At 63.1% G+C, this 14550-nt stretch carries 15 protein-coding genes; 11 read left to right on the top strand and 4 right to left on the bottom strand.

All coding sequences use genetic code 11. The annotated features are described in order from the left end of the window. Positions 1-483: 483 nt before the first annotated feature. The 8 genes from V6M63_RS08760 (at position 484) to V6M63_RS08725 (ending at position 7780) form a co-directional block, all read left to right on the top strand. Positions 484-2406, top strand: coding sequence for an ATP-binding protein (locus V6M63_RS08760; protein ID WP_332741195.1), 1923 nt, complete (start codon positions 484-486; stop codon positions 2404-2406). Beyond that, positions 2403-3110 (top strand): response regulator, encoded by a 708-nt coding sequence (locus V6M63_RS08755; protein ID WP_332741194.1) that lies wholly within the window; start codon positions 2403-2405, stop codon positions 3108-3110. Before V6M63_RS08760 ends, V6M63_RS08755 begins: the two co-directional genes overlap by 4 nt. Before the next feature lie 128 nt (positions 3111-3238). Beyond that, positions 3239-3778, top strand: coding sequence for a TRAP transporter small permease subunit (locus V6M63_RS08750; RefSeq protein ID WP_332741193.1), 540 nt, complete (start codon positions 3239-3241; stop codon positions 3776-3778). Beyond that, positions 3775-5274: a TRAP transporter large permease gene (locus V6M63_RS08745; protein ID WP_332741192.1), complete on the top strand. Its 1500-nt coding sequence runs from the start codon at positions 3775-3777 to the stop codon at positions 5272-5274. Before V6M63_RS08750 ends, V6M63_RS08745 begins: the two co-directional genes overlap by 4 nt. Then, entirely contained in the window at positions 5271-5744 is a 474-nt protein-coding gene (locus tag V6M63_RS08740) for a hypothetical protein (RefSeq protein ID WP_332741191.1), read from the top strand. Before V6M63_RS08745 ends, V6M63_RS08740 begins: the two co-directional genes overlap by 4 nt. After that, positions 5741-5905, top strand: coding sequence for a hypothetical protein (locus V6M63_RS08735; RefSeq protein WP_332741190.1), 165 nt, complete (start codon positions 5741-5743; stop codon positions 5903-5905). The genes V6M63_RS08740 and V6M63_RS08735 overlap by 4 nt, the downstream gene beginning before the upstream one ends. Before the next feature lie 82 nt (positions 5906-5987). Beyond that, positions 5988-6464, top strand: coding sequence for a TRAP transporter small permease (locus tag V6M63_RS08730; protein WP_332741189.1), 477 nt, complete (start codon positions 5988-5990; stop codon positions 6462-6464). Then, a complete protein-coding gene (locus tag V6M63_RS08725) occupies positions 6461-7780 on the top strand; it encodes a TRAP transporter large permease (protein ID WP_332741188.1) in 1320 nt (439 codons plus the stop codon). The genes V6M63_RS08730 and V6M63_RS08725 overlap by 4 nt, the downstream gene beginning before the upstream one ends. Before the next feature lie 212 nt (positions 7781-7992). On the opposite strand, the gene V6M63_RS08720 is transcribed toward V6M63_RS08725, so the two are convergent. Both V6M63_RS08720 and V6M63_RS08715 read right to left on the bottom strand, forming a co-directional pair. Then, a complete protein-coding gene (locus tag V6M63_RS08720) occupies positions 7993-8502 on the bottom strand; it encodes a DUF1993 domain-containing protein (RefSeq protein WP_332741187.1) in 510 nt (169 codons plus the stop codon). 406 nt (positions 8503-8908) lie between these two features. After that, complete coding sequence (locus V6M63_RS08715) at positions 8909-9850, bottom strand: LysR family transcriptional regulator (protein ID WP_332741186.1); 942 nt, start codon at positions 9848-9850, stop codon at positions 8909-8911. Between the two features lie 100 nt (positions 9851-9950). Here V6M63_RS08715 and V6M63_RS08710 point away from each other — a divergent pair, with 100 nt between their 5' ends. From V6M63_RS08710 to V6M63_RS08700, 3 genes are all read left to right on the top strand, one after another. After that, positions 9951-11147: a benzoate/H(+) symporter BenE family transporter gene (locus V6M63_RS08710; protein ID WP_332741185.1), complete on the top strand. Its 1197-nt coding sequence runs from the start codon at positions 9951-9953 to the stop codon at positions 11145-11147. Between the two features lie 100 nt (positions 11148-11247). Next, positions 11248-11976 (top strand): class I SAM-dependent methyltransferase, encoded by a 729-nt coding sequence (locus tag V6M63_RS08705; RefSeq protein ID WP_332741184.1) that lies wholly within the window; start codon positions 11248-11250, stop codon positions 11974-11976. A gap of 90 nt (positions 11977-12066) precedes the next feature. Then, positions 12067-12618, top strand: coding sequence for a DUF2867 domain-containing protein (locus V6M63_RS08700; RefSeq protein ID WP_332741183.1), 552 nt, complete (start codon positions 12067-12069; stop codon positions 12616-12618). A 34-nt stretch (positions 12619-12652) separates the two neighbouring features. Here the strand turns inward: V6M63_RS08700 and V6M63_RS08695 are convergent, their stop codons facing one another. Together V6M63_RS08695 and V6M63_RS08690 are read right to left on the bottom strand one after the other, a co-directional pair. Continuing rightward, a complete protein-coding gene (locus tag V6M63_RS08695; protein ID WP_332741182.1) occupies positions 12653-13396 on the bottom strand; it encodes an ABC transporter ATP-binding protein in 744 nt (247 codons plus the stop codon). 6 nt (positions 13397-13402) lie between these two features. After that, on the bottom strand, positions 13403-14437 hold the full coding sequence (locus V6M63_RS08690; protein WP_332741181.1) for a Bug family tripartite tricarboxylate transporter substrate binding protein: 1035 nt from the start codon (positions 14435-14437) through the stop codon (positions 13403-13405). Between the last annotated feature and the right edge of the window lie 113 nt (positions 14438-14550).

The following is a 14550-nucleotide window of genomic DNA, read 5'->3' as shown; positions in this document are numbered from 1 at the left end:
CAGCTGTGCGCCTGCGAACAGCCGTGAGTCACCGAGGAAAGCTGCTTTTCGAATGTCTGCTGCAGCACAACAACCGGGAGGTCACGACGCACCCACCACAGGCAGCACCCGCTGCCAAGCCGCACTTCAAACCCCCGAAAGCTGCTTCACTGGACTGAGTCATTTCCGGCCGACGTCCTCAAGATGAAGCATTTGAGGAAGGAAAATTGGACCGTCGGCGCTCCGGGTGACCGCTGTACCCTCGAGACAGGGTGGTCGTCGGTCTGTACCAATGCTCGCCCGCCATTCAAGTGAGGCGAATGCGATACCGCGAGACGGGTCATTTGTGAACGCTTTGATGGGGTGCGCTCCCGCAGGTGCCGAGTCCACAGGCCCTGGAGGTGGAGTCTCTGCTGGTACGCTATTGCCTTACTCACATGCGACGCACTGCACTCGCGACCTCGATATGAGCCCGGCCCTGATCCAACATTTGCGCCAAGGTCAATGGGCCGAAACAGCTTCATGTTCGGTAACAAGGGCATGAAGCAAGGCATGTTGCTGGTGTGCGTGATGGCAGACGGGCAGGCACTTCAACTGGTGCGGCACGCCTGCCAGCTCCAGCAGGCCAGAGCGGGCTCCTGGCGGGTGCTGCATCTGGACACGGTCTCCGCACGCTACGCGAGTCAGGCAGTGAAGCGGGATCTCGAGCAAGCCCTTCAACTGGCGCATGTCGAAGGCGCGCAGATCGTGCACTCCAACCTCAACTTGAACGCCAGCGGCCATCTGATGGCGCAAATAGTGCAGCAAGCTCAGGGCGCTATGGTCAGCGACGTGCTGCTGGGTGACCAGGCCACTGGCACTGTCTACTGGCCAGGCTCCGGCGAGCGCCTGAGCGATTTCACGGCACTGCTGGGCGCCAGCCTTCCCAGTGCTCAGGTGCATGTTCTGGTGGCACAGCCTCGGCAAATCCGCAGCTCGGGCCAAGGTGCAGGATGGACCTCGCGTCCTCCGACGATTCGGTCATGGCGGTATTGGAGCTTGCCGCTTGCCATATTGCTGGTTTGCACGGCCTTGGGTGCCCTGATCGCGGACCACCTCCATCCCATCAACCTGATTCTGATCTACCTGGTTGGCGTGCTGTACGTGGCGCTCCAACGCGACCTCGTCGCCTCGGTGCTCACGGTTCTGTGCGCCATTCTGATCTTCGACTGGATTTTCGTGGAACCTCGCTGGTCGCTCAAACCGGCGGATCCAGAGTACTTCTTCACCTTTGCGATTGCGTTGTGCGTGGGGCTCGCAGTCAGTCGACTGGCAACGCGTGCGCGCGCGGCTGCAGCAACTGCCCTGGCGCTGGCCGATCGCGCCCAGTCGCTCAGCCTGATGGCGCAAAGTCTGTCGACAGCGCGCACACCCGATGAAATCGAGCGCACGCTGCTGCATGCGGTGGAGCGTGGTGTGGGCGCCAAGGGGCGGCTGACGCTCGGCGCGGTGATGGCGCCCGAAGCACCGTTGCATCCCGTCCTGCCCGCGCCCGACGGCACCTACCGCTTCGGTCTGGATGCAACCCATGGCCCCTTGGGCGTGCTTCATGTCGAGCAACTTCCGGCCGAGCGACAGACAGCCGAAGACCTTCACTTCCTGCAGGCGCTTAGCAACCAGGCCGCCATCGCTCTTGACCGCTGCAACGCCGACTTGCGAAGCCAGCAGGCGGCGATCCAGGCGGAAACAGAGCGGGTGCGCAACACCTTGCTGGCGGGCATCTCGCACGACTTCCGGACACCTCTGACCACCATCATCGGCGCGGCCACCACCGTGCTCACGCAGGGGAGGCAGATTACACCCGAGCAGCACGAGGCGCTCTTGCGCAATCTGCTCGATCAGGCGCAGCGCCTGCAGTCCCTGACAAGCGACCTGCTCGATCTCGCTCGTTTGCAGGACGGCGCGGTCAGGCCGGAATGCGAATGGTGTCCGGTGGGTGAGTTGGTGCGCGATGCGCTGGCCTTGGTGCACGGCGGCAGTGAAGCAGGCAGAGTCGACGTTCTCGCCAACGAAGATGACATCGTCTGGTGCGACCCGCGACTGATCACGCAGGCCATGAGCAATTTGCTGATCAATGCGGTCCAGCATTCACCGCCGCAGGGCCGCATCGGGGTGGAGGTGCGGCTGGGGCCCGACGACTGGGCTTTGTCGGTGCGCGATCAGGGGCTCGGCCTGCTTCCGGGGCAGGAGGTCGAGGTGTTCCGCAAGTTTCACCGTGACGCTTCCGCCGGCTCCACGTCGGGCACCGGGCTGGGGCTGGCCATCTGTGAGGTCGTCGCGCGGCTGCACGGTGGTCAAGTCAGCGCCCGCAGTGACGGGGGAGCGGTGTTTGAATTGCGCATTCCCTGGCCGGCCAACGAGCCCAGACCCTTGGACCTCTCCGAATGAGTCAAACCTCGCCATTGCAAGTACTCGTCGTTGACGATGAACCCGCCATCCGTGACCTGCTGCGCACCACCCTGGTGGCCGAGGGCTATGCCGTGTTCGAGGCGGCGAGCGCGCGCGAGGGCGCCACGTTGGCGGGCAACCGCCGCATCGACCTGTTCCTCATCGACCTCGGACTGCCCGACGGAGACGGTGTGGCGCTCATCCGTCAGATTCGGGGTTGGACGCAGCGGCCGATCCTGGTGTTGTCAGCGCGCACACAGGAAAGCCAGAAGGTGGACGCGCTGGATGCTGGGGCAGACGACTTTGTGAGCAAACCTTTTGGCGTGGCCGAACTCCACGCACGCATTCGCGTGGCCCTGCGCCATGCGGGTACCTCGCCCGCTGCGGGGCAGACCCTGGCCCTGGGTGACGTGTCCATCGATCTGCTGGCGAGAAGCGTGAGCCGTGCGGGGCAACCGGTCAAGTTGACCGCCACGCAGTGGCGCTTGCTGGAGGTGCTGGCACGCCACGCCGGCCGCGTGGTGTCCGGGCGTCAACTGCTGCGCGAGGTCTGGGGCCCGGGTCATGGTGAGCAAGGCCACTACCTGCGCATCTATGTGCGCCAGCTGCGCCAGAAGCTGGAGGTGGATCCCACCGCGCCGTGCTTCTTGCTCACCGAGATAGGTGTGGGCTACCGACTGCTCGCCACCAGCATCGTGGCCTGAGCCGCACCAGCGCTTTTATACGCGGCGTTTACGGGCCTGGCCGTACGCTGCGTGGCGCCGTGCGGGGTGCCCACATGCATCCCGCTGGACCGTCGCTACATCGCCCCCCGTTCCCAGGAGACCTTTGCATGAAAGCCTTGCTGGCATTGGCCCGGCTGATCGACGCTGTCACGGATCGGTTCGCCTCCGTTGCCAAGTGGGCCATCCTGGCTGCGTGCGCCATCAGTACCACCAATGCGGTGGTGCGCTACTCGCTGGACATCAGCTCCAACGCCTTCCTCGAAATTCAGTGGTACCTGTTCGCGGTGTGCGTCATGTTCGGCGCGGCACAGGTCCTGCGCGTCAACGAACACGTGCGTGTGGACATCTTCTACGGCATGTACCCCACGCGCGCCAAGGTGATGGTTGACCTTGGCGGCCTGGTGCTGTTCCTGTTGCCGATGACGCTGTACATCGCATGGTCTTCACTGCCGGTGCTCATGCGCATGTTTGCCAGCCAGGAAATGTCGAGCAACGCGGGTGGCTTGATCCGCTGGCCGGCGATGCTGTGCATTCCGCTGGGCATGTGCCTGGTGGCCCTGCAGGGTGTGTCTGAAGTCATCAAGCGCGTGGGCTGGTTGATGCATGTGCACGACATGGACACCCACTACGAGAGACCGCTGCAATGAGCATGCAAACCTTTGCTCCGCTGATGTTCGCGGGGCTGATAGTCGTGATGCTCATCGGCTTCCCCGTGGCCTTCTCGTTGGGCGCGCTGGGACTGGCCAGCGGCTTCTACGCGATCCAGATGGGTTGGTTCCCGGCCTCCTTCATGGGCAACCTGCCGCTCAACCTGTTCGGCATCCTGTCCAACGACCTGCTGCTGGCCATTCCTTTCTTCACACTCATGGGCGCCATCCTGGAGAAGTGTGGGCTGGCCGAAGATCTGCTGGAATCGATGAGCCAGCTGTTTGGCCCCAGGCGCGGCGGCCTGGGTTATTCGGTCATCGTGGTCGGCTTCATCCTGGGTGCGATCACTGGAACGGTGGCAGGCCAGGTGATTGCCATGGCCATGATCGCATTGCCCATCATGATGCGCCACGGCTACGACATGCGGTATGCCACAGGCGTGCTTGCCGCCTCGGGCACCATCACGCAACTGGTGCCGCCTTCGCTGGTGCTCGTGGTCATGGCTGATCAGCTGGGCCGTTCGGTCGGAGACATGTACAAGGGTGCCTGGGGGCCGTCGATCCTGCAGGTGTTGATCTTCCTGACGTACACCTTCGTGCTGACTCGCCTGAGGCCCCATGCGCTGCCCGGCATTCCCCTGGAGGCGCGAACCGCCAGCGGCTGGGCGCTGTGGAAGCAGTGCCTGCGCGGCATCATTCCCTCCGCTGTGTTGATCTTCGCGGTGCTGGGCAGCATGGGCGGCCTGCCCGGTATCTCCAACGCCATCTGCACCCCGACCGAGGCGGGCGCCATGGGTGCGGCCGGTGCCTTCGCGCTGGCAGCCCTGCACCGACGACTCAACTGGACACTGGTACGAGAAGCCATGACGGGCACCATGCGCATCACCGCTATGGTCGTCTTCATCCTGATCGGTTCTCGCGTGTTCTCGCTGGTGTTTCAGGGTGTGGACGGAGGCATCTGGATTGAACACTTGTTGAGCAATCTGCCCGGTGGACAGACCGGCTTTCTCATCGTCGTCAACGTCTTCATCTTCTTCCTCGCCTTCTTCCTCGACTTTTTCGAAATCGCCTTCATCATCCTGCCGCTGCTCGGACCTGTCGCCGAGAAGATGGGCATCGACCTGATCTGGTTCGGCGTGCTGCTGTGCGTGAACATGCAGACCAGCTTCATGCATCCGCCCTTCGGATTCGCGCTGTTCTACCTGCGCGGCATTTCCGACTCGTTGTTCAAAGGTGGCGTGCTTCCGCGAAGAGTGGAGTCGCGCGACATCTACCTGGGCGCCATTCCGTTCGTGATCCTGCAACTGGTGCTGGTGGTGGTGGTCATCTTTGTGCCGCAGACCGTCACGGTCTTTCTCGACAAAGAGGTGGTCTTCGACCTGGACAAGGTGGAGATGCCCGCCGTGCCCGACGAGTTCGATGCCGACGAGGCGGCCGCCACCGAAGAGGTGCTCAAAGGCATTGCTCCTGTTACAGAGCCGGAGCCAGCGAAATGACGCAGTCCTACTGCTTCCCGCCCGTCGAGGGACCGTCGTTTCCTGTTGCCATCAAGCTGTTGGCAACTGTGGCCGTGCTTGCTCTGCTGGCCACGGCCTGGGGCGCCCGAACACAGCTGTTGGCCATGCCCCTGCCGCCCGATCTGCTGTGGCTCGCAGGTCTGGCCGCCGCCGTCGTGGCCTGGCACTTTCTCAACATCGTGTTTGCCACCACGGCCATCTCTGCGGAGACCTTGTCGCAGGGTTGGTTGTGGCGAACCACCATCCGTCTGAGCGATATCTCTCAAGTCAAGCTTCTGCGGTTCAAGTTGCTCGACCGCTGGGTGGCACCTCGCCTGGTCGTGCGCACGCAGGGGATCGGAAACCACACCTTCCATACGGCTGACCCTGCCGTGCTGGCCGTCATCGACCTGCTGGTGCACGGACAAGCCGAGCTCGTGCAGAACAACTCCTCGGGAACGGCCCAATGACTTCACTCCACTACGCGTTGACCTTGGGCCTGTTTGCGACCCTGCTCTTTTGGCTCGGCTGGCGCGAACGCGCTCACGACAACCCCCGTGACGGTGGCCTGCTGTACTTTTTCGGAGGCGTTACGGGATTGCTCGCCCTGGTCGTCCCGCTGCTTGAATGATCACCTCGTCCGATGAGGCCGGTGCAGTCCAGGCGTGCGTTGAAGTTGCAAACAAGCCGGGCCAAGGCTCACTGGAGACTGCATGAACACTTTGGAGAGTCTGGCGCGCCTGTGCGCCATCCTGGCGGGTTTGCTGATGACGGCCATCACGCTCGTGACCTGCGCCAGTCTGCTCGGACGAAACACCGTCGGCATGACGCTGGTCGGTGACTATGAACTCACAGCTGCCACCGCCGGTGCCGCAGTCGCGCTGTTCTTGCCTTGGTGCCAGCTGCGCCGAGGCAACATTGTTGTTGACTTCTTCACTGCCAAGCTGCCTGTCGGTATCAACGCGTTGCTCGACCGCTTTGGTGCCGTGGTGCTTGCGGCCGTGATGATTCTGCTTGCCTGGCGCACGGCGGTGGGTGGCTTGAGCTCATACGATTCTCAGACCACCACCATGATGCTCGGCTTGCCCGAGTGGATCGTCTATGCGGCCATGGTGCCGCCCTTGTGCCTCACCGGTCTCATTGCCCTGTACCAAGCCTTCATCGGCAACTTCCCGGAGCCAAGCCCATGACTTCCCTGTCCATGGCCGGCGCCATCTTTGGCGTCATGCTGGGGCTGATGGCATTGCGGGTCCCCATCGCCATTTCGATGTTTGCTGCAGGCGCTTCTGGTTACCTCGGTCAGGTCGGCTGGCTACCGTTCTCCAACAACCTCAACGGCATGGCGTTCGCCCGGTTTGCGAGCTACGACCTCTCGGTGATCCCCTTGTTCATCCTGATGGGCAACTTCGCCACTCAGGGTGGCATTTCCAAATCCTTGTTCGAGCTGGCGGCGACCTTGATGGGCCGCTTCCGGGGCGGCCTGGCCATGGCCGCTGTGATGGCGAGCGCCGCATTCGGCGCGATCTGCGGCTCGTCAATAGCAACTGCAGCCACCATCACTTCGGTGGCCCTGCCCGAAATGAAGCGCCACGGCTATTCCGGACGCCTGTCCACGGGCACGCTGGCCGCGGGCGGCACGCTGGGCATCCTGATTCCGCCCTCGGTGCCGCTGGTGATCTACGCCATCCTGACCGAGCAGAACATCGCCAAGCTGTTCGCAGCCGCCATGATCCCCGGCATCATCGCGATGACGGGCTACATCATCGCCATTGCCATCTACGTGCGGGTCGTGCCCGGTCAGGCGCCAGAACACGACGACGATCGCTCCCGCCTGACCGCCAGGATGGTGCTTGGCGTTGCACCGATCGGTGCGGTTTTCCTGATCGTCTTCGGTGGAATCTACGGGGGTCTGTTCACACCCACCGAAGGCGCGGGGGTCGGTGCCGCGGCGACCTTTTCCGCCGCCATGATCAAGCGGGAACTCACCTGGACGAAGGTCAAGCAGTGCTTCTGCGCCACAGCGCAGGCCAGTGCCATGATCTTCCTGATCTTCATCGGTGCCGACCTCATGAACTCGGCGCTGGCGCTCACCCAGGTGCCCGCGATGCTGGCCGAAGTGGTCAGCAGCTGGGGGCTGTCGCCGCTGATGGTGGTGACCGCGATCCTGCTGTTCTACGTCGTTCTGGGCGCGGTGATGGACGAACTCTCCATGATCCTGCTGACCATCCCGATCTTCTTCCCCATGATCATGGCCATGGACTTCGGCATGTCGCAGGAAATGACGGCCATCTGGTTCGGCATCATGGTGCTGATGACCGTGGGCTTCGGTCTGTTGGCGCCGCCCGTGGGGCTCAACGTCTATGTCGTCAACGGCATGGCCAAGGACGTGCCCATCGGCGAGAGCTACAAGGGTGTGATGCCCTTTCTGATCAGCGACGTGTTCCGAACCACGCTGTTGCTGCTTTTCCCGTCTGTTTCCCTGTGGCTCGTTCAGTACGTCGGGTAGTGAACAGGGAAGCGACCATCGCTTGCGCTTAGCGGGAAGGTCCTCCTCACCTTCGTGAGCTGACCTTGGATCCGGACAATTGCCGGGGCTTGGATGACGGCAAAGTGGCTAGGACCGAAGGCTCCACAGGCCGTCGCCACAGACGGCAACCGTTGCACTACCGCTATCCACAAACCGACGTTGGACGCCCGAAGCGGGTCGGGTGTCCAGTGTCAATAAGCACCCATGTAGTCGCGTTTGCCGATCTCAACGCCGCTGTGGCGCAAGATGGCATAGGCGGTGGTCACGTGGAAGAAAAACTGCGGCAGGCCGTAGTGCAGCAGGTATGCGGTGGCCATCAGCTTCTTTTCCTTGGGGGTGCCGGGGCGCAATACGATCTCGCGGCTCTCACTAGCATCAAATTGATCCGGCTTGAAGGAGCCGATATGGGCCAAAGCCTTGGTGATCAAAGCTTGCAGGTCCGCGAAGCTGACCTCGGTGTCCGGCCAGGACGGCACCTCGGCACCAGCCAGGCGGGAGGAAATGCCCTTGGAGAAGTCTGCGGCGATCTGCACCTGACGTATCAGCGGCAACATGTCGGGAAACAGCCGCGCCTGGAGCAGAGCATTGGGATCGATATTCTTTTGCGTGGCGTGGTCTTCGGCTTTCTTGAGCACATCCGACAGGGCGTGCAGCATCTGCTGCAGGACGGGAATGGAGGCGGTGTACAGCGGGCTGGTCATGATGAATTCACTTGTAAAAAATGGGGCGCGATTGCCGGGGCTGGCATGGCAGAGGCCCTGCCGACCATGTGAGGCTAACAGCATTGGTCCAGCCATCGCGTGTGCCGCTTGCATGCTGCGAACCCACATGGCCCCAGATGTGGCGAAGCACGAGAGGCAGCTACCGCTGCTGCAAAGTGGCTTTCCAGCTTGAGGCTTCAAACTCGAAAGGAACGGCGAAACGGTGTTGCCCAGGGCCAGGGCGGACGAAAATTCGAATTGTGCAAAGTCAAGCTGTGATCTGCGACTCCGCCTCTCGCTTTCCAAGGGCCAGACGGGGAGAGCACATCCCAAGGCATTGCGGGTTCACCCACTTTCCGCACATCTTTCATTGGCGCTGAGAGTTCCGTCTGTGCGCGAGCTGGTGCTATAGCTGGCGCCTGCCGACGACGGGGCCGTCCGCCGCAAGAACGCCCGTGACGCACGCCAGCACCTGGCTGCGCAGCCATTCGATGCCTTCGTCGCGCCAGGTTCCAGCCGACCAGTGCATGCGGATGCCCAGCACCGGCAGCTTGAATGGCAGTTCGACGATGCGCAGAGCGGTGTGGCGCTGCTTGAGCAGCATGGTCGCGAGCCGCTCGGGGATGACGCCTGTGAGAGACGTGCCCATGAGCACCGCCGGGAGCATGAAGAAATTGGGTACGGTCACTGCCGGCTGGATGCCTTGCACATGGAAGCGCTCGTTCACGATCTGGTGCGCTGAATTGGGAACGTAGGCCACCGCATAGCGGGGGGACACTTGCGCGCGCCGCGCCATAGGCAGCGCTGCGTCCTGCACGCCCACGTACCTGTCCTTGAACAGGAAGGCACTGGTCTTGCGGGCCTTGAGCTGGGGGATCCAGCCGAATGCGATGTCGATGCTTCCGTCGTCCAGCCTGTCGGCCAGCGCGCCTTCCCAACTGCTCACGATCCGCAGCCGAACGCCCGGTGCCATGGCCTCCACACGGGCCGCCAGTTTGTTGAGAACGACCGACTGTCCGACATCCGTCATGTAGATCACGAAGGTCCGCCGCGACGCGGCGGCGTCGAAGCCGGAAGGTGCGTTGAGTGCGGCTTCGAAAGCCCTCAGCGCGGCGGCCACCGGCTCGGCCCATTCGCGTGCCAATGCGGTGGGTTGCATGCCTTGCGCGCTGCGGATGAAAAGCGGATCGCCGGCGACATGGCGCAGGCGCGCCAGCAGCGTCGACACCGTCGGCTGCGACATGCCCAGCGCATCAGCGGCACGGCCCACATGCCGCTCCCGGAAGACCGCAACAAAAGCGTTCAGCAAGCGGAAATCAAGCTGATCCAGGGCAATGCGTCGTTCCATTTTTTATCTCCCGGTCCGATGATCATAAGAAAGTGCGATAACAAAAATCGAGAACCATGAATTGCCAGAACTGCGTCCGCGCATCGAAACTTGGCGCATCATGCACTCAGACAAAAACGTTGAATCCCACGGGCAATTGGTCGCGAATGCCGTGATTGCCTGGCTTTTCGCCGTCACCGGGCCTCTTGCCATCCTGCTGGCCGTGGCAAGCAAGGCCCAGCTTTCGCAGCAAGACATCGCCTCCTGGATTTTTGGGAGCTATGCGGTCGGTGGCTTGTTGTCTATCGCAATGAGCTATCTCTACCGGCAACCGGTCGGCATGGCTTGGACCATTCCGGGGGCGTTGCTGGTTGCACCGGCACTGGAGCACCTGAGCTTCCCGGAAGCCGCCGGCGCCTATCTGGCAGCCGGTCTCATGATCACGCTGCTCGGCATGACAGGCTGGGTTCGCAAGCTGATGGTATGTCTGCCGATGCCGATCGTGCTGGGCATGGTCAGTGGGGTCTTCCTGCCCTTCGGTCTCAAAATCATCACCGGGTTTCAGGACAGCTTCTGGATCGCATCGGCCGTTGTCGGGGCCTACTTTTTGGCCGGCGCCGTCCCGGCGTTCGGCAGAGCCGTGCCCCCCGTGCTGGCGGCGCTCCTGGCTGGCATCGCTGCCGTCGCCATTGGCGGGGCTGGCGTACCCACAGGCCTCATCCCCTTCGCGCTGGTCCAGCCCAAGCTCGTGTTCCCCGTGTTCTCGGTGCAGGCGTTGCTTGAACTGGCGCTTCCGCTTGTGGTCACCGTGGTCGGCATCCACAACCCGCAGGGCATTGCCGTGCTCGCGGCCGCGAAGTACAAGCCGCCCGTCAGTGCGCTTACCGTGGCCTGCGGTGTCGGGAGCCTGCTGGCCGCATGCGTGGGCGCCGTGCCGGCGTGCGTCACGGGCCCGTCAAACGCGATCATGTGCGCGAGCGGACGCATGGACCAGCGCTACAAGGCGGGGATGCTCTATGGCCTGCTGATGCTGCTGTTCGGTCTTGCCGCCCCGATGGCGGTGGCCCTCGGCCTGGCGCTGCCAGCGGCCTTCATCGGTGTGCTCGGAGGCCTGGCCATCGTCCGCGTGCTACAGGGCTGGATGTCCACTGCATTCGGCAGCGAGCTGAGTTTCGGCGCGCTGGCGGCTTTTTTGGTCACCTTGTCCGGCGTCAGCATCCTGCACATCGGGGCGCCGTTCTGGGGGCTGGTGCTTGGCGTGGCGGCGAGCTGGCTGATGGAGCGGCCAGCGCTGCAAAAGACATGGAGTTCACGATGAGTTTGGAAAATGGCCTTGGCAGCGCAAACCCGGCGCCGTCTATGCACGCGCCGCTTGAAGTTGCGCGGGCGACCGTTGCCAAGGTCCGGTTAGCAGTCTCATGACCACAGTCACAGAACACTACGAAAAGCACCTCGCCCCGATCTACGTTTGGATGGCGGGTGGCTTCGCCGCAGCACTTGAAGCTGGCACCGCCGAGATCGAAGCGTTGAACTTGCCGCTCCATCAAGGAGCCGTCGTGCTCGATCTTGGCGCTGGCTTTGGCATGCACTCCATACCGCTCGCACGTAGAGGCGCGCGAGTAACTGCCATCGATACGTCGATAGAGCTACTGCGCACGCTCACTGAAATCAGTGGAGGCCTACCTGTCCAAACAGTGAATGACGATTTGCTCGCGTTTCAAAGGCACATTTCTGAAACTCCGTCAGCAATCCTGTGCATGGGAGACACGATTACTCACTTGCCTAGCCTCAAAGCTGTAGAGAGTCTCATTGAACTGGCATCCACTGAACTGCCGCCTGGCGGCACGTTCGTGGTCTCTTTCCGAGACTACTCTGTGCCTCTTGTGGGAGACCAACGCTTCATCCCGGCAAGGAGCGATGACAGTCGAATCCTGACTTGCTTTCTCCAATACGAGCCAGAGTCTGTCCTTGTCCATGACATCCTTCACCAGCGCCAACCGGACGGCTGGCACACTCAGGTAAGTCACTACCGAAAGCTTCGGTTGTCTCCCGGGCATCTGATCACCAAGCTCCAGTCATGCGGCTTCAATGTCCGGCGCGAAGCTGGAATGCTCGGAATGGTTCGCCTTGTCGCACAAAGCGTCTAGCCCTTCCATCGAGAGGACATGCCCTTGCAAACCGGGTCATGCCTCTCTTCTCAAACGTCAGCCCTCAGAAACGAACCATTGACCGCGTACATGTCAACCGAACACCATCACGCAACATCTGTGTCGCTTCCTTCGGAATCGGCGATTGCCAAAGCCTACGCATCGGTGAATCTTGCCGACGCTTACTCGATCGAGCTTCCCGCCGGAACGTCGACCAATCCCGAACTGTTGGCGAGGTTCATCTTCGCTCACCAAGCGCCCTGGATCAGCGGCCTCATGGCGGTTCGAGACGCGGTCGTGGCCGGCTTCGGCCTCAAGACGGCCAAGCATCTCGCATCACTGGAGGCGGAGAGCGGAACGGGCCGACTCGGCATCTTCAAGATCTACAGCACAAGTCCCACTGAAGTTGTTCTAGGAGAAGACGACAAGCACCTGGACTTCAGGCTTTCTGTTCTTTGTTCCGGTCCGTCGTCGCCGGGAGCCAAACATCACTTGATTCTGTCGACCGTCGTCCATTGCAACAATCGCCTGGGTCGTCTCTACATTTCTCTCATTGCCCCGTTTCATCGCTTGGTCGTCCAGTCCAGTCTTCTTAGTGCCGCACGGGCCGGCTGGCCGTCGGCGGCGGAGGCGGAGGCGTAAGCCAAAGTCCAAGGAAGCTTTCCACCACTCTCTCTCAAACCGTCCCTCGCCCCAACTGCTTCAACACCTCCGCCTGAAAATCCCCGCCCTCGCTTTGCGCCATGAACTCGGCGATGGGGCCTTCAAAGCGCACCGCGCCCTCGTGCAGCAGCATCAGCCGGTCGGCGTGCCGGGTTTCTTCAATCAGGTGGGTGGCCCACAGCACACCCATGCCCCGGCTCCGGCACAGGCCGCGCACGGTGTCCAGCAGTTGCTGGCGTGAGGCCGGGTCCAGGCCCACGGTGGCTTCGTCCATGAGCAGCACGCGGGGTTCGTGCAGCAGCGCGCGGATCAGTTCGATCTTGCGGCGTGTGCCGCCCGAGAGGCTGCGCACCACGGCCCTGGCCTGGTCGGCCAGGCCCATGGTGTCCAGCAGCGTGGCGATGCGTGCGTTGGCCAGTTTGCGCGGCATGCCGTGCAGGTCGGTGTGGAAGTGCAGGTTGGCCATCACGCTCAGGTCCATGTCGAGCGCACTTTGTTGAAACACCACGCCCAGGCCGGCCAGCGCGCGGCTGGGGTGCTGGCGCATGTCATGGCCGAGCACTTCGATGCTGCCCTGGTCGGGTGTGAAGAGGCCGGTGAGCAACTGCAGCAGGGTCGATTTGCCCGCGCCGTTGGGGCCGAGCAGGGCCACCATTTCGCCGGCGCGCAGGGTCACGTCAACCCCTTTGAGCGCGGGCTTGGCGCCGTAGGCCTTGTGCAGCTGGTGGGCGTGGAGCAGGGTGACGGGTTCGGTCATCGGGGATCAGGCGCCGTGGGTTGCGGCCAGCAGGTTCATGCGCTGCAGCAGGCGCTTCTCGCGCTCCACCGTGTCCAGCACGGCCTGGCGGTAGTCGCGGGTGTTGAGGTAGTCCAGCGTCTGGTCGTAGCGGGCCAGTTCCTGCAGGTGGCGCTCGCTCCGCATGGCTTTGGCAAACGCGTCGTGCAGGCGCTGCACCACGGGCTCGGGTGTGCCGTGCGGCGCGGCCAGGCCCCAGGGCGAGGTGTAGACGGACTGTTCGTAGCCCAGCTCGCGCAGCGTGGGCGCGTCGGGCCAGCGTGCGCTGCGCTGCGCGCTGAAGATGGCCAGCACGCGGACCTTGCCCTGGTCCACCCAGGGCGCGAAGCCGGTGGAGTTCACGCCGGCCATCACCTGGCCGCCGGCCACGCCGAGCATCTGGTCGGCCGTGCCGCGGTAGGGCACGTGCACGTAGCGGATGTTGTTCTGCAGCAGGATCTCTTCGGTGGCCAAGTGGGCGGTGGTGCCGATGCCGGTGGAGCCGAGGATGAGTTCACCCGGGTGCGCCCTGGCCCAGGCCAGCAACTCGTTGAAGCTTTTCCACGCGCTACTGGCGGGCACCAGCACGCCGAAGGTGGTGCCCGAGACCTGCACGATGGGGCTGAGGTCGGCCACCGGGTCCCAGGGCACCTTGTTCATGAGCGCGTGGCGGTACACGGTGATGGGCACCTGGCCGATGGTGTGGCCGTCGGGCTCAGCGGCCTTGAGCAGCGGCGCCACCTGGGTGCCCGCAGCGCCGGGCTTGTTGATGACCACGATGGACTGGCCCAGCAGCGGCGCGGCTTCTTCGCAGAGGATGCGCAGCGTGAGGTCGGTCGCGCCACCGGCGGGCCAGGGCACGATCAGCTGGATGGGCCGCTGCGCAAACGCGCCGCCGGCCTGCGCGATGGCGCCGTGGGCGAGGCCTGAAACACCCAACGCGCTGCCAGCTCCCCAGGCCAGGAACTGCCTGCGCGAAACAAGCGACTGCGTGGGGCAGGGTGGTGGGGAGCGGTGTGTCATCGGGTGTGCCGTTTTGTCTCAGGGTTTGTCTCTAGCAAGGGGTCCGGCTTCGCTGGAACCCCGCCTTTTCAGGGGTTGGCAGGCAATTTCCAGGCCTGTTGCGCTGGCACTGT

It is taken from the genome of Hydrogenophaga sp., from assembly GCF_036675665.1.
In the GTDB taxonomy this organism is placed as follows: domain Bacteria; phylum Pseudomonadota; class Gammaproteobacteria; order Burkholderiales; family Burkholderiaceae_C; genus Hydrogenophaga.
Note: the sequence above shows the minus strand (reverse complement) of the source record. Positions and strands in the feature narration are given on the sequence as shown.